This window comes from Microterricola pindariensis, from assembly GCF_002936985.1.
Taxonomy (GTDB): Bacteria; Actinomycetota; Actinomycetes; order Actinomycetales; family Microbacteriaceae; genus Microterricola; species Microterricola pindariensis.
Window position 1 is genome coordinate 57,337 of record NZ_MPZN01000005.1, and the last position, 16,392, is coordinate 73,728.

Consider the following 16,392-nt stretch of genomic DNA (forward strand, 5'->3'; position numbering starts at 1 on the left):
CGGCGAGGCAGGCCGTGCCGGCGCCATCCCCCTTCGCACAGTCGTTGGCCTGGTCGGAGTCAACCGTCCTCCTGTGAATCTATCCATTGCGAGCCTTCTTCGCGCGGACGCCGCGGCCGAAGGAGCGCAGCGACAAGCGCGCCCGCATGCGCTGCCAGCGGGTGAACTCCTGGGTAAGCAGTGCCCGCTCGGCATCCACGGCGGCCCAGTACGCGTCGCTCTCCGCCGGGCCGGGGGCGACGGGGCCGAAGACGGCCTCGTCGGCAAGCACGGCGATCATGCGCCCATTCGGGCTGTCGTAGCGCGCGGCGAGCTCTGTGCGAGTGTCGCTGCCCGGCGCGGGCAGTCCGAGGTCGACGGCGGTGTCGACGTAGTCGTCCCAGCCCCCGGCGATGCGCTCCGTCGTGCCGGCGGCGGTGCGGCGCGCGCGCCGGCGCAACGCCTTCGCGGCCGTGGCGGCGATCAGCGGCGCGCCCACGACCAGCAGGCCGAGAAGCACCAACCCGACAATTCTGAGCGCCATCAACAGCCAGGCCAGGTCGGCGCCCTCCTCCGCCGGCTCGTCGGGTGTCTCGCCGCCGCCTGCGGGATCGGCCTCCGGCGGCGTCACCTCCGTCGCCCCGTCCGAGATCACCTCTGTGGTGTTCTGCGGGTCACGCGTCTGCTCGTCACGGGGCGAGATCGGGTTCTCGTACTGCGGCGTGACGTCGACGGGGATCCACCCGCCGCCGGCCACCTGCACCTCGATCCACGCGCTCAGGTTGCGCCCGCTGCAACTCCCCGCGGTGCAGGCGGGCATTCCGGCTGCGGAGGGGCCGGCGGTGCCGTCATCGAGGTGGAAGCCGAGCACGACCCGGGCGGGGAACCCGAGCGACTCGGCGATCAGCGCGGCGGCGACGGCGAACTGCTCGTCGTCGCCCACCGCGGCCACGAGGTCGGCGTTGTCGGTCGAGCTCGTCGTGTTCTGTTTGTCGAGCAGCGAGCTGAAGAGCATGTCGATGCGACCGACGGAGTGCCCGGCCAGGCTCGGCGCGAATCCGATGTTGCCCCGCTCCTGCTGCCACTCGTACCCGGAGGGTCCCGCCGAGGTCAGTGCGTGGCTCAGGTATCCGCGCTCCCGCAGCCGGGTGATCAGTTCCTGCAGGGCGGCGCCGTCCGTGCTGCCGAGGCCCTGGGCTGCGACCCATTTGTCGAGACTCTCGGGGAACAGCGCCTGCTCGACGCGCTCCGAGCGGTCGCCGGGCTTCTGCGCCGCCGCGAGATCGCCGTGCTGAGCGGCCGGGGCGTTCGTCCGCAGGGTGAAGCTGTCGCCCGGTCGCAGCTGGTTCAGCTGCACGCCGGCGGCGGTCTGCTCGTTGTAGAAGAAGCCGTCGGTCAGCGCCTGCTTGCGCTTGCCGTGGAAGTCGACGCGGGAGAGCTGGCCGGCCAGCGGCATCCACACCTCGGAGTACTCGGCAATGTCCACCTCGAGGGTGCTCTCAGCCGTGGCGCCCACCGCGAGGCCGGGTGTGCGGGCGAAGGCGGTCGAGCGCTCGTCGATGCCGCGCGCGGGGTCGACGACACGGAACACCTCCCCGTCGTAGTAGCTCAAGACCGCGACGCGCAGCCGCTCGGCCGGCGCTCCGCTGGCCGTGACGCGCAACAGTTCGGTGTTGAGGCGGTCGTCGCTGAGGAAGCCGCGGTAGGTGCTCAGCGGGCTGACGAACTCGCGCAGCGCCAGCTCGGGCTCGATGCTGGTGCGCAGAACGTCGCGCTGGTCGACCCGGAGCGGCACGGCGGCAACGGGAACGGCGACGGCGACCGCGGTGAGGAGCACGCCGATGGTCAGCGCGCTGCGGCTGGCGCGGCGCGCGGAGCCGGCGAGGCTGCGCTTGCCCGCCCCGGATGCCGCTCGGAGCGTCTGCGCTGCGCGGCGGGCCCGCCGCGCCCGCCCGGTCAGGAAGCCGAGCGAGAGCAGGAATGCGGCGGCGCCGATCACGGTCTCGCGCGGGGCGGGCAGCGTCAGACCGGCCACGCTCCAGGCCGGGCTCATCAGGCTGGAGCCGAAGAGGATACCGAAGGCGACCGCCGCGAGCATCAGCGGCACCGCCAGCAGATCGAGACGGCGGCTACGCCAGACGAACGAGAGCGAGAGCACGATCGTGCCGAGCATCACGGCGAAGAAGGGAACGAGCAGCGCCTGATAGCTGCCGACCGGCAGCGAGATCGTCACCAGCTCCTTCCACCCGAAGACGCTGCGCATCAGCAGCTCGCCCAGCCCGCGCAGCAGTTCCGGCCCGAGGCCCAGGCTGGAGGGAACCGCGAGCGGCACGCCGAAGACGAGGGAGGCGCCGAGCGTCGCGAGCAGTGTCGTGAACCATGGCCAGCCCTGGACCAGGCTGAGGCCGGCGATGCCGACGCCGAGCACCGCGGCGCCGGCCGCGGTGATGAAGAAATACGGGGTCTGGTAGATCGGCCACGCGGCCGCCCCCGCGAGTACCGCCATGGCCAGGACATAGGCGGCGCCACTGGCCAGCGGCACGTCGCGCAACCGCTCGCCCAGCGGGGGGCGCCTCGGCGGTCGGGCGGTGAGGCCGAAGCGGTTCTCGCCCGGGCGCTGGCCGCTCACGATGCCCTCCTGGCCAGCAGGGAGCGGAGGTCTTCGAGCACTGCGATGGTGAGCACGCCGACGCCGGCGAGCTCCCGGTAGCTCGGCACGGCGAGCGGGTCGATGCGCACGGTGAGCACCGCGACATCCGGCCCGAAGCGCAGGGTGAGGCTGCGCAGGCGGGTGGCCGTCACCGCGGAGCCGCAGACGACGATCGCGATGGACACGTCGGGGATCGCCTGGCCGGTGAGCGCGCAGACGTCTTCGATGGGCATGGTGGCCGAGGCCTTCTCGATGCCGCTCAGCTCGTCGAGGAGCGCCCGCGTCGAGAGCACGGGCAGGCTGCGGATGCTGTGCACCGAGCTGCGGGCCAGCTCCTGGATCTGCTCGCTCGCCACGACCGCGAGGTCGCGCCCGTCGCGGATGGCGCGCGTGCCGAGGGAGCCGGCCGCGCTGACCGCGATCTCGAACTCCTCGTCGCTGTTGAAGTCGGTCGTGGCGAGGCTGAGCACGACGACGAGGCGGGACCGCCGGCTCTCCTCGTACTGGCGCACCATCAGCTGGCCGGTCTTCGCGGTGGACTTCCAGTGAATGCTGCGCTGGGCATCGCCGGCGGCGTACTCCCGGATGGCGTGGAAGGACATGTCGGCGTCGACGATGCGGTTCGTCGGGTTGCCCTCGAGGTCGCGCACGAAGCCGGCGCTGGTGCTCGGGATCGACACCGTCACCGGGTGCACGAACAGCCGGTGCACCTCGGCCTGCGCGTGCTCGCGGCGCAGCAGCCCAACCGGGTCGGTGCGCAGGGTGGTGACCGGGCCGATGTCGATGATCCCGCGGCGCGGGGTCGGGATGACGACGACCTCGGCGTGGTGGGCGCCCGGCCGCAACAGCGGCACGGCGATCTCGGTGGTGCCGCTGCCGATCGGCACGTCCACCCGGCCCGGGAGCTCGAAGCTCTTCGAGACGTTGCTCACGTCGAGCGTGCCGTGCACCTCGCCGCCGGCGACGACGCGCTCGACGGGAACTTGGAACTGCACAGAATAGGCTTTGCCGCCGACCAGGAACGGCAGGGCGAGCAGCAGCAGCGCGGCGGCAAGGGCGCCGGCCACGATGAGCTCCGTCCAGCCCAGCGAGATGCCGATGGGCAGCGCGAGCAGCGCGAGGATGGCCAGGGCCCCGGCCGCCGTCACCGTCTCGCGCACCCAGGTCCACGCGGTGACGAGGCCGGCCTGGATGGCCTGCCAGAGGGAGGACACCCGGACGAGCGCGCGCACCAACAGCCCACGACGCGACGTCGAGTAGCGGGTGTGAGTGGTGATGCCCGTCGACGTCGCGGTCTGGCTGCCCCGCGACTCGGTGTTGAATGTCACGCCAATTCGCTCCTCATCGGCGGAACGATGTCGAGCAGCAGCTGCCCGATGACGGCGTTGGCGGTGACCCCGTCGAACTCCGCCTCCGGGTCGACGACGATGCGGTGCGCGAGCACGGCCTCGGCGAGCAGCTTGACGTCATCCGGGATCACATAGGAGCGCTCGTGGGCGGCGGCCCACGTCTTGGCCGCCTTGGTGAGTGCGCGGGCGCCGCGCACGCTCACGCCCATGCGCAGCTGGCCGGTGTTGCGGCTGGCTTCCACGATGCGCGCGATGTAGTCGAGCACGAGCGGGTTGACGAAGACGCCGCGGGCCAGGTCGCTCATGCCGACGAGCGCCTGCGGCGTGATGATGGGGCTGACGGTCGGCTGCGCGGTGCTGGTGCCCTCGAGGATGCGGATGGTCGAGGCGAGGTCGGGGTAGCCGAGCGAGGTCTTCATCATGAAGCGGTCGAGCTGGGCCTCCGGCAGCCGGTAGGTGCCGGCCTGCTCGATCGGGTTCTGGGTGGCGATGACCAGGAACGGCGAGCCCGTGCTGCGGGTGATGCCGTCGACCGTGACCTTGCCCTCCTCCATCGCCTCGAGCAGCGCCGACTGGGTCTTCGGGCTGGCCCGGTTGATCTCGTCGGCGAGCACGATGTTGGCGAAGATGGGCCCGGAGTGGAACTCGAACTCGCCGCGCTTCTGGTCGTACACGGTGATGCCCGTCACGTCGCCGGGCAGCAGGTCGGGCGTGAACTGGATGCGCGAGTTCGTGCCGTGCACGGTCTGCCCCATCGCCCGGGCGAGCGAGGTCTTGCCGGTGCCGGGGAAGTCCTCGAGCAGCAGGTGTCCTTCACTGACCATGGCGGTGAAGGCGAGCTCGATCACATGGCGCTTGCCGAGCACGACCGTCTCAACGTTCTCCACCATCGATCGAAACGTCGCGGCGAACCAGGCTGTCTGTTCGGGGCTGATTGTCATGTCTCGTCTTTCTGGGCTGTCGGGGGGACGTGCGGGCGTTGGCGGCGATGGCCGGGGTCGGATGCCGCCGCTAGCGGCAGTCCACCTCGGCCGGGAAGCTGCCGGCAATCGGTGTGAATCCGGCGGTCTGCGGGGCCGTCCAGCTGAGCTGCCAGGCGACGTCTCGAATGTGCGTGGCGTTGGCCGGCAGCGGCAGGGACCCTGCGGCCTCCAGCCAGGTGCCGCCCGGCTCCGGGACGGCCGCCGGGTTGACCTGAGGCTCGACCGGCGGCTCGACCGGGGGCTCGACCGGGGGTTCGACGGGCGGATCGACAGGGGGTTCCGGGGCCGGCGGCACGTAGTACCAGTAGCTCGTCACGGCGGTCGACGTTATCCCGACGAGCCCCCGGCCGGCCGCGGTGACGCTGAGCGGCTGTCCGACGCTGCACTGGTTCAGTGTTGCGCCGTCGAAGCGTGTCTGCCAGGCCCGGCCCGGTACTGCGGCCGGAACGGGCGCGGCCGTGCTGCACCGCTCAGCGCTTCCCGGAACGCAGTACTTCACCGAGATCTGTGGGTCACCGCCCCAGACGTCGCTCGGATACCCCGCGAAGACGACCTCGTACCCGGTCGGCGTGGGCTGCGCACTGGTCGGCTTGTCGATCGTGTAGTTGCCGTCCGCGCCGCTGACGGTGTAGCTGAACCCACTCGGCGCAGCCGGCTGGGCCCAGGTGAACGCGGAGCCGAGCCCGAGCTGGGCGTAGCCGAAGCCGTTGGAGTAGCAGACGTCGATGTTGTACGTCGTGAACGGTTGGAGCCCGCCGATCGTCGTGCTCGCCGAGGCGATGCTGCCGTTGCCCACCGCCTGCAGGTTCTGGCCACTCGCGTCGACCCGGCAGACGGCGCTCGCCGGCGACGGCGTCGCGATGTAGAGATAGGCGCCGTCCCGAGCGCTGTTGTTGGCTTCGCCCTGCGCCTGGGGCGCGCTGACGGTGCGCTCGGTGGCGGTGGGCTGACCGCTCGCGCTGACGCCGGGCAGCCCGGCAACACGCACCCGCGCCGAGCCCAGATTGTCGACAGGGCCCGTGCCGCTTGGCCGCTCGAACCGGCTGAGCGGCTGAATCGTCAACGTGTTCGGCCCGACCGGCAGCGCGAGGGTGATCGTGGTCGTTCCGCTGCCCGGCGTCGACACCGGGAACTGCCTCCCGTTGATCGCATAGCCCTGCGTGCTCGGGTCGGAGTTCTGGATCACGAGCTCTGCGACGCCCTGGACGAGCGTCGTCTGGGCGGCGTCGAACACGGGTGTGGCCGTGGCCGTGCCCATCCCCGGCACCTGGTAGGCCCACGCCGTGGTGCTGGCTGCGCCCAGCGAGCGGCCGGCGGCGTTGAACGCGCGGGCCTCGTAGACCGCCCTCTCACCGTTCGCCAGGCCCGTGATGGGCGGGCAGACGCCGGCCGGCGTGCAGGCGGCGACCTCGATGCCGTCGCGCAGCAGCGCGAAGCCCTGCAGCGCCGGGTGCGCCGAGGCTGCCGTGCCCGGCCTGACCGCCAGCGTGAGGGTGCCGTCACCGTAGGCCACCTGGGTCACGGCATCCGGGGCGCGGGGGAAGCCCTGCAGGTCGAGCGTCACCGAGCCGTTGCGCTCGGCGGCGCTGCGCGTGCCCTGGGCGTCCTGGACGACGAAGCTGGCCAGGCAGATGCCGCCGGGCGAGTCGCTCGACCAGCTGGCGCGCACCCGCCGGTTGTCCTCGACGGCGAAGCTCACGCCGGTGCAGGTGCCGCTCGGGCTCACCGAAACGAGTGAGAGTGGGGTGTTGGCGAAGGCGTTCGCCTCGCCCGGCGCGCCGATCACGTCGATCAGGCAGCTGGTCCCCGCGGCCTGGCTGCACTCTTGGGCGATCGTGCCCCCCTTCGGCAGCGCGCTCGGGCCCGGGCCGACGTGCAGGATGAGCACAGCGGGTGGGGTGTTCGGGTGGCTGCTCAGCCGCACCGTGACCGGGTTGTCGCGCCCGGGGGTGGCCGTGTCCAGCGCCTGCACGGTGAGGCGGCTGCCGTTCTGGGTCAGCACGAACTGGTCGGCGGTCTGCTCGATGACGAACACCAGCGAGGCCGGGTCCGGCTTGCCCTGCCAGTGCACCATCTGCTGGAGGTCGTAGCTGACGGCGGCCGACCCCGGGCTAGCGGTGACGGCGGCCGGGCGCAGCTCCGGCTGCGGGTCGCGCGGAGTGACCTCGATCGGCACGACGAGGTGCGTGTAGGCGTCGCCGCCGACGAGCCGCACCGGCACGATGCAGGAGTCCGTCCAGGGCTGCCCCTCCCCCGCCGTGTAGCGCAGGCGGGTGCCGCTCTCGACGGCGCAGCTGCCGCCTGCACGCTGGCCGGATGCCGCGACAGCGTCGCTGTCGATCTGCAGCGCCTCACCGCTCGGCACGCCGACGAGCGCGGCCATGTCGAAGGCCATCGACTCGGTCTCCTTCACCTTGAGCGGGGACAAGCCCGGCTTCAGCGAGAGGATCACCTCGTGTTCGGCGGGGATGCGGAGGAAGCCGTAGCTGGTGACGACCTCGCCGGCGAAGCTGGTGCCGGTGAGCGCGAACGGCAGCAGCAGGCCGGCATCCGGGGCCTCACCGCTCAGGCTCCATCCGTGTGCCTCCACGCCGTGCGGCTCGCCCCAGATGCTCAGCGTGAGCCCGCCGACGTCGCCGGCCGTCCAGGTCACCTTGCCACTGACGACGTCGATGCCGTTCGAGAACCCGGCTCGCTCGTCGAGGGTGAGAACGGTGTCGGCGATGACCGGGAAGTCGGGGATGGAGGCCCGCACAACCGTCATCACGATCAGTCCGACTCCGGTGTCGCCGCGGCTGTTCTCGACCGTGTAGGTGAAGGCCATGGTGCCCGGCTCGGTCCCGGCCTTCAACACGACGGCGTTCGGGTCGTCGCCGTTGACCGAGAGGATGTGCGCGGACAGCGCAGCGTGCTCCTGGCTTCCCGGCAGCGCGTCGGGCTGCACCGCGCTCAGGCTGAGCGTGCCGCCCGTCGGGTCGATGTCGTTGGCGCCCGGGTGCAGCACGACCTGGGTGGACTGCCCGGCCTGCACCTGGACGTAGTCGCTGAAGGTGATCGGGCTCGGGTCGGACTGCGCATCGAGCACGCCGATGCGCACGGTGGCGCTGCCCGTGTCGCCCTGTGCGTCGCGCACCCGGTAGTCGAACTGCACCGGGCCGCGGAAGCCCTTGACGCTGTTGTAGACGATGGCGTCACCCGTCGCCGACACCGAGGCGGTGCCGCTCGCCGGCTGGGTGAGCACGCGGTCCAGCACGACATCGTCGCCGTCCGGGTCGATGCCGAAGCTGTCGAAAGGGATCCGCACGCTCTCGCCGGAGAGAACCCGGCCGGAGAGCGTGCGCGGAACCGGCTTCTGGTTGTCGCCCACCGGGGTGACCGTGACCGCGACGGTGGCGGTGTCACTGAGCTCGGGGGCGCCGGAGGTCGAGATCGTGTAGCGCAGCTCATACTCGCCTGGCGTCTCGGGGGCCAGGTAGCGCAGGATGGTGCCGGCCGCGAAGGCGAGACCCTCGCCGGATTGGTTCACGATCGAGTCGGGGTTCAGCGCCATCCGATTGCCGTCGGGCGCCAGGTCGTTCTCGAGCACCGGGATGTCGATCTGGGTGCCGGCGCGCACGACGATGCTGTCGGCCACGGCGATCGGCGGCTGCGGCGTGGGCGCGGGCAGCAGGTAGACACTGGCCTCGCCCTGCGTCTGGAAGCGGGGATCGCCGGTGCCGTCGGACACCGTGTAGCCGACGACGCCGAGCAGGCCGGGCTGCTCGTCGGCGGTCGTCCCGCGCATGCGCAGCAGGCTCTGGCCGACGACGCTCACCTCGAGCGCCGCCCCCGGGGTCGGGCGCGGCAGCGGGTCGCTGACCAGCAGCACCCGGGCGGACGGGTTGGAGACGGCGGTGAACACGTCGACGCTGGCATCGGCCTGCGGCCGCACGAACACCGTCACCGGCGTGGTGCTGAGCGTGGCGGCATCCTGGGCGATGACGTTGACCCGGACGAAGGACGTCACCTCGGCGACGGCGTCGGCCACCGAGTACCGCACGATGTAGTCGCCGGGGTTGGCCGCGGTGAAGTCGAGGGTGGACGCGCCGCTGTTCACCATGACCGTGACGCCCTGCGCGGTGGGCGGAGCGGTCGCCGAGACGATCTTGATGCTGCCGGTGGCCCCGTTGACGAAGGCGTCCGGGTCGATGGTGAGCGACTCGCCCACCGCCGTCGTCAGGGCGAACGGCGTGGCGGTGAGCCGCGGTGCCGGGGTGACCAGCAGGGTGAGCACCCGCTCCGACGTGGCGCCGCGGGTGTCGGAGACCGTCACCAGGATGGCGACCGTGAGCGGCTCCTCGATGGCGGGGTTCGGATGCCGGTAGACGACCTCCCCGGCCTGAGTGGTGCCGACGCTGCCGATGCCGCTCTGGTTGAGCGCGGAGGAGACGAACAGCGGGTCCCCGTCCGGGTCGACCCAGCCCGGCAGCACGGGCACGGTGACGGTGCCGCCTGGGGCGAGTTCCGGGCTCGGCCAGCGGGCGAGGCAGCCGTCGGTGCCGCACCAGACGGGTGCGGAATTGGCCAGCTCGTCGTGCACGGTGAGGGTGACGGTCGTCAACTCGGAGTTCAGCCCGTCGGCGCGGGTGCCGTCGGTGACCGCGTAGCTGAAGCTGGCGCTGCCCGTCGCGCCGGGCGCGACGCGCACCGCGATGCTCTGCGAGTTGTCGGTCACGCTCAGGCTGCCGAACTCGGCCGGCAGGGGGGTGAGGGATGCCGGCAGCACGGTCAGCACGTCGGCGTTCGGGTCGTGGTCGTTCAGCAGCACCGGCAGCACCGCCAGCGCGCCCGCGCGCACCCCGAAGGCGTCTGGCTCGGCCGTCGGCGGCTTCGGCTCGAACACCTCGGCCGCCTGCTCCTCCTCCGTGCTGCTCAGCTCCTGCTCGGCGGAGAGCACGCCCCAGTCCTGCGAGCTGGGCACCAACGCGCCGTCCGGGAGCGTCCACACCCACCCGCTCTGGGTGTCGTTCAGGATGAGCCGGGAGCCATTGCCCTGGAACACCGGGTGGGCGTCGTCGCTGAGGGTGCGCGCGCCGAAGTCGAGCGGCCGCGCCTCGCCGTCGCTGCTCCACAGGGTTCCCTGCGCGGTGCCGCTCGGCAGCCAGGCCGCCCAGACCTCGCCGCCGAAGAGCAGGGGCTTGGCCGGAACGCCGAGCCGGGTGCCGATCGTGCCCTCCTGCTCGCCGAGCACCCGCTCGACGGAGCCGTCGCGGATTCCGATGCCGGCCAGGCCGTGCTCGTCGGCGACGTAGAGCGTCGTGCCCGTGGCGCTCGGCGCCTGCATCACGAACTGCGCGGAGACGCCCGGATCCACCGGAGCCTCCCGGCCCGCCAGCCAGAGCCGGGCGCCGTCCTCGGAGAGCAGCGCCCACGTGTCGGCGACGAGGCTGAGCTGCGGCTCCCCCTCTGTCGGGCCGTCGGCCACGGGGTCGAAACCGGCGACGACGGCATCCGGGACCGAGTAGCGCATCACGCTCTGCTCGGCGGACGAGTAGCTGAGCAGGGTGCCGTCATCGCCGAGGGCGATGGCGTCGGAGCGGTAGAAGCGGCGCTCGGCGCCGTCGGTGATCTCGTCGGCCGCATAGGGGTCGACGGCGAGCGGGGTGGCGGCGGCCCCGTCGCTGATGCGCGCCACGAAGATGCTGCCCGTGCTGGTGAGGTAGGCGATGGTGTCTGCGGCGCTGACGACCTGCACGGTGCCGGCCGGGGTGTGCCCGTAGTCGGTGCTGCCGGCGTCGAAGTCGACCGGCTGCACCGCGTCGACGTCGACGAGCCGCTCGTTGTTCTGCGCCAGGAGCAGCGTGTGCGCCGCGTTCTGGGCGAGGGCGCTCGGGTTGGGCACGGTCTTGATGGTGTCCAGCTCGCCCAGCGCGGTGTTGACGCGGGCGTAGCGGTTGCCGTCGCCGCTCTGCAGGGCCCAGATCGAGGCGTCGTTGACCGGGGTCTGCTTCACGTCGAAGCCGGCCGCCACGACGGCGGCACCGACGAGCACCGCGCCGATGATGCCGACCGCGATCCCCTGGATCAGCGGCCGCGGGATGCGGCGGCGCTCCGCCCGGGCGGCACGCATTAGAGCGCCCTCAGCGCGGCCATGATGGCGACGGCCGCGGCGACGCCGACGGCCGCGGCGGCCGACAGCTTGAGCCAGAGGTGGGACGGCTTGACTCTGGCGATGGTCGTGCCGTCGTCGCTCGGCTGCGCCGCGGCCTCGCGCGGCCGGGCCGCGCGGGCCTTGGCGCGGGCGCGCGCTCTGCTCCGGGAGTCCTCGGCGAGCACGGGGGCGACGATGGGCTGCCGCAGCAGCGTGTTGTCGAAGTCGATCGGGGCGCCGGCGAACGCCCACGCGTCGACGGCCACCTCCAGAGCGGTGGGGGTCAGGCCGATCTCGGCCTGCACGGCCCGGAGGAGCTCTGCGCAGTCCTTCATGGTCTGCGGCCGCTTGCGCGGGTCGAGGCTCATCATCTGGGCGAGGGCCGAGTTCAGACTCGCCGGCACGTCGGCACGGACGATCGGCGTGTACTTGGCCCGGCGGATGCGCTGGCGCAGTTGCTCTGTGGTGACCTTGTCGCCGTTGGCCGGCTCGAACGGGGTGCGCCCGGCCAGCAGCGAGTAGAGCGTGGCGCCGAAGCCCCACACCTCGCTGGACACGGTGCCGGTCGTGCGCTCCTCGATCACCTCGGGGGCGCTCCACGGCACGCTCATGGCGAAGAGCTCGGCCGCACTGGAGTGCGAGAGCGAGCTGGCGATGCCGAAGTCGCTGAGCACGGCGGTGCCGTAAGCGGTGTGCAGGATGTTGGACGGCTTGATGTCGCGGTGCAGCACCCCGGCGCGGTGCGCCGTCTCCAGGGCGCTGGCGATGCGCACGCCGACCTCGAGGGCGTCGGCCGTACTGAACGGGGTGCGCCGGAAGCGCCCGGCGGGGCCGCTCGGGCAGTACTCCATGACGAGGTACGGCCGGCCGTCGGCCGAGATGCTGGCCGAGTAGACGGTGAGGATCGAGGGGTGCGAGCTGAGCCGGGCCATGACGTCGGCCTCGGCGTTGAACATCCGCAGCACCTCGGCGTCGACGACGCTCTGCAGCAGCACCTTCACGGCGACCGAGCGGCGCGGCAGGTTCTGCTCAAACAGGAACACGTCGGCGAAGCCGCCGGCGCCGAGCGGGCGCACATAGTGGAAGCCGGAGAGCACGGGCGGTGTGGACGGGAGCCGGCTGGCCATCACAGTGCTCCCCCGTTCCGTCGCGTTGTGTGACTGGGAGCATCCCAGTCGGCATCTGCCAGGCGGCATCCGGGCCAGGCAGCTGCCCTCCCTAGCCTAAATTACAGATGCTCAACTCATACACTCGGCTCCCCGCGCGGCCCGGTAATCGTTACAGCCGAGACGCACGGGAAGCTCGGGAAGCACGAAGGCCCCGGATGCCGCGTGGAGCGGCATCCGGAGCCTTGTGTGTTGAGCGGCTACAGGCTAGCTGTAGTTGCCCGGGGTGAAGTCGTCCGAGCTGAAGCTGTCGAAGTCGACAAAGCTCAGGTCACCCTCGTTGAACGTGGCATCGTCGGTGAAGATGCGGTTCGGGTAACGCTCGGCCTTGGCCTCCTCCGTCGCCTCGACGGTGACGTCGCGGTAACGGGGCAGACCGGTGCCGGCCGGGATGAGCTTACCGATGATGACGTTCTCCTTGAGGCCGACCAGCGGGTCGCTCTTGCCTTCCATGGCCGCCTGCGTCAGAACGCGGGTGGTCTCCTGGAAGGAAGCGGCCGACAGCCACGACTCGGTCGCCAGCGAAGCCTTGGTGATACCCATGACTTCCTGACGGGCCGAAGCCGTCTTCTTGCCCTCGGTGAGCGCAGCACGGTTGAGCTCGTTGTACTTCATGCGGTCGACGAGCTCGCCGGGCAGGAGGTCGGTGTCGCCGTGGTCGACGACGGTGACCTTGCGCAGCATCTGGCGAACGATGACCTCGATGTGCTTGTCGTGGATCGGAACACCCTGTGAGCGGTAAACGCCCTGGACGCCGCCGACGAGGTGCTTCTGCACCTCGCGGACACCCTTGACGCGAAGAACTTCCTTCGGGTCGAGCGTGCCGACGATGACCTGCTGACCGAGCTCGACGTGCTGGCCGTCCTCAACGAGAAGCGTGGAGCGCTTCAGGACGTTGTAGACGATCGGCTCGTCGCCCGAGTCGGGGGTGAGGATCACGCGACGGTTGCGGTCGGTGTCTTCGATGGTGATGCGTCCGGGGGCCTCGACGATCGGCGACGCACCCTTGGGGGTACGGGCCTCGAAGAGCTCCTGCACGCGGGGCAGACCCTGCGTGATGTCATCGGCCGAGGCCGAACCACCGGTGTGGAAGGTACGCATCGTGAGCTGGGTTCCCGGCTCACCGATCGACTGGGCCGCGATGATGCCGACGGCCTCGCCGATGTCGACGAGCTTGCCGGTCGCGAGCGAGCGGCCGTAGCACTTCGCACACACACCGACAGCCGACTCACAGGTCAGGACGGAGCGCACCTTGATGCTGCCGACGCCCTTCTCGATGAGCTGGTCGATGAGCACGTCACCGACGTCCTCACCGGCCTCGGCGACGACCTCGCCAGCGGCGTTGACCGCTGCTGCGGCCAGGCTGCGGGCGTAGACGGCGTTCTCGACGTTGGAGTCGCGAACCAGCACGCCATCGACCTCGGCTGCGATCGGCAGCTCCAGGCCCTTGCCGGTGCCACAGTCGTCCTCACGGATGATGACGTCCTGCGACACGTCGACGAGACGACGCGTCAGGTAACCGGAGTCTGCGGTACGCAGAGCGGTGTCGGCCAGACCCTTGCGAGCACCGTGAGTAGCAATGAAGTACTCGGCGACGGACAGGCCTTCGCGGTAGCTCGAGATGATCGGGCGAGGGATGATCTCACCCTTCGGGTTGTTCACCAGGCCTCGCATACCGGCGATGTTGCGCACCTGCAGCCAGTTACCACGAGCTCCAGAGGTCACCATGCGGTTGATGGTGTTGTCCTCGGGGAAGTTCGCGCGCATGGCCTCTGCAACGTCTTCGGTCGCCTTGGTCCAGATCTTAATGAGCTCCTGACGGCGCTCCAGGTCTGTGGTCAGACCCTTGTCGAACTGGCCCTGGACCTTGGCAGCCTGCTTCTCGTAGCCTGCAACGATCTCGCGCTTGTTCGGCGGGGTCAGGATGTCGCTGAGCGCAACGGTCACGCCCGAGCGGGTGGCCCACTTGAAGCCGGCATCCTTGATGTTGTCCAGTGCGGCGGCGACATCGACCTTGGCGTAACGCTCTGCCAGGTCGTTCACGATCTCCGAGATGGTGCCCTTGTCGGCCACCTTCTCGAAGTACGGGTAATTCGCCGGGAGCGCCTCGTTGAACAGGGCGCGGCCGAGGGTGGTCGAGACCAGAACCGTGCCGACTGCCTTGCCGTCGACCAGCTCGACGCCCTCGGGCTGCGTGCCCTCGGCGAAGTGCTGGTCGGTGAGGCGGATGCGCACCTTGGCGTTGAGGTCGAGCGACTTCTGGTCGAAGGCGAGGATCGCCTCGGAGACAGAGGAGAACGCGCGGCCCTCGCCGACGACACCTTCCTTGACGGTGGTGAGGTGGTGCAGACCGATGATCATGTCCTGGGTGGGCAGGGTCACCGGGCGGCCGTCGGACGGCTTGAGGATGTTGTTCGAGGCGAGCATCAGGATGCGAGCCTCGGCCTGGGCCTCGACCGACAGCGGCAGGTGCACAGCCATCTGGTCACCGTCGAAGTCGGCGTTGAACGCGGCACACACGAGCGGGTGCAGCTGAATGGCCTTACCCTCGACGAGCTGAGGCTCGAAGGCCTGGATGCCCAGGCGGTGCAGTGTTGGTGCGCGGTTCAGCAGCACGGGGCGCTCGCGGATGATCTCCTCGAGCACGTCCCAGACCTGCGGGCGTGAACGCTCGACCATGCGCTTGGCGGCCTTGATGTTCTGAGCGTGGCTCAGGTCGATCAGGCGCTTGATCACGAACGGCTTGAAGAGCTCCAGGGCCATCTGCTTGGGCAGACCACACTGGTGCAGCTTCAGCTGCGGGCCGACGATGATGACCGAACGGCCGGAGTAGTCAACGCGCTTTCCGAGCAGGTTCTGACGGAAGCGACCCTGCTTGCCCTTGAGCATGTCGCTCAGGGACTTGAGGGCGCGGTTGCCGGTACCGGTGACGGGGCGTCCACGACGACCGTTGTCGAACAGTGCGTCAACGGCCTCCTGCAGCATGCGCTTCTCGTTGTTCACGATGATCTCGGGGGCACCGAGGTCAAGCAGACGACGCAGACGGTTGTTGCGGTTGATCACACGACGGTAGAGGTCGTTGAGGTCGGAGGTCGCGAAGCGGCCACCGTCGAGCTGCACCATCGGGCGCAGCTCCGGCGGGATCACGGGAACCACGTCGAGCACCATCGCGGCCGGCGAGTTGCCGGTTGCCAGGAAGGAGCTCACCACGCGCAGACGCTTGATGGCGCGGATCTTCTTCTGACCCTTGCCCTCGGTGATCTGCAGGTGCAGGTTCTCGGCCTCGGCGGCCAGGTCGAAGGCCTCCAGGCGCTTCTTGATGGCCTCGGCGCCCATGTAGGCCTCGAAGTACATGCCGAAGCGGTCCTGCAGCTCGTGGAAGACGGAGTCTTCTGGCTTCAGGTCGCCGACCTTGAGGTTGCGGAAGTCCTCCCAGACGCGCTCGAGGTGGGCGATCTGCTCGTCGGCCGCCTTGCGGGTCTGAGTCATCTCCTTCTCGGCCGCGTCCTTGGTGCGCTTCTTCTGGTCGCTCTTGGCGCCTTCCGCCTCGAGGGCGGCGAGGTCTTCCTCCAGCTTGGCCAGACGCTTCGCAATGCGGGCGTCGCGGCTGTCACCGATGGTCTTGATCTCGAGGCGAAGCTCGTTCTCGAGGCCGGGCGAGTCCTGGTGGCGTCCGTCTTCGTCCACGTCGATGACCATGTAGGCCGCGAAGTAGATGACCTTCTCGAGGTCCTTCGGCGCCATGTCCAGCAGGTAGCCGAGACGCGAGGGAACACCCTTGAAGTACCAGATGTGGGTGACGGGGGCGGCGAGCTCAATGTGGCCCATGCGCTCGCGGCGCACGGACGACTTGGTGACCTCTACGCCACAACGCTCACAAACGATGCCCTTGAAGCGGACACGCTTGTACTTGCCGCAGGAGCACTCCCAGTCGCGGCTCGGGCCGAAGATCTGCTCGCCGAACAGACCGTCCTTCTCGGGCTTGAGGGTGCGGTAGTTGATGGTCTCGGGCTTCTTGACCTCACCGTGCGACCAACGACGGATGTCGTCAGCGGTGGCCAGGCCAATACGAAGCTCGTCAAAGGTGGTTGCGTCGAGCAATTTCTCTCCTTGGAAAGTTTCTGAAGTCTTCACT

6 protein-coding genes are annotated in these 16,392 nt (G+C 70.1%); all 6 read right to left on the bottom strand.

The window, feature by feature from the left end:
* Positions 1 to 79: 79 nt before the first annotated feature.
* Positions 80 to 2,608 (bottom strand): DUF3488 and transglutaminase-like domain-containing protein, encoded by a 2,529-nt coding sequence (locus GY24_RS02885; protein ID WP_104474274.1) that lies wholly within the window; start codon positions 2,606 to 2,608, stop codon positions 80 to 82.
* Entirely contained in the window at positions 2,605 to 3,957 is a 1,353-nt protein-coding gene (locus GY24_RS02890; RefSeq protein WP_233279158.1) for a DUF58 domain-containing protein, read from the bottom strand. The genes GY24_RS02885 and GY24_RS02890 overlap by 4 nt, the downstream gene beginning before the upstream one ends.
* Complete coding sequence (locus GY24_RS02895) at positions 3,954 to 4,919, bottom strand: AAA family ATPase (RefSeq protein WP_083363027.1); 966 nt, start codon at positions 4,917 to 4,919, stop codon at positions 3,954 to 3,956. The genes GY24_RS02890 and GY24_RS02895 overlap by 4 nt, the downstream gene beginning before the upstream one ends.
* A 70-nt stretch (positions 4,920 to 4,989) precedes the next feature.
* Positions 4,990 to 11,070 (bottom strand): Ig-like domain-containing protein, encoded by a 6,081-nt coding sequence (locus GY24_RS17585; protein WP_104474276.1) that lies wholly within the window; start codon positions 11,068 to 11,070, stop codon positions 4,990 to 4,992.
* The gene (locus tag GY24_RS02905; protein WP_104474277.1) at positions 11,070 to 12,218 is read right to left on the bottom strand and encodes a serine/threonine-protein kinase; all 1,149 of its coding nucleotides are present in this window, start codon (positions 12,216 to 12,218) and stop codon (positions 11,070 to 11,072) included. The genes GY24_RS17585 and GY24_RS02905 overlap by 1 nt, the downstream gene beginning before the upstream one ends.
* Before the next feature lie 246 nt (positions 12,219 to 12,464).
* A complete protein-coding gene (rpoC, locus tag GY24_RS02910; RefSeq protein WP_104474278.1) occupies positions 12,465 to 16,358 on the bottom strand; it encodes a DNA-directed RNA polymerase subunit beta' in 3,894 nt (1,297 codons plus the stop codon).
* Positions 16,359 to 16,392: the final 34 nt, after the last annotated feature.

What these genes read in the sequence shown, in the direction of transcription:
- GY24_RS02895 (WP_083363027.1), bottom strand. Translation starts at nt 4,919, where the DNA reads ATGACAATCAGCCCCGAACAGACAGCCTGGTTCGCCGCGACGTTTCGA.
- GY24_RS02905 (WP_104474277.1), bottom strand. Translation starts at nt 12,218, where the DNA reads ATGGCCAGCCGGCTCCCGTCCACACCGCCCGTGCTCTCCGGCTTCCAC.
- GY24_RS17585 (WP_104474276.1), bottom strand. Translation starts at nt 11,070, where the DNA reads ATGCGTGCCGCCCGGGCGGAGCGCCGCCGCATCCCGCGGCCGCTGATC.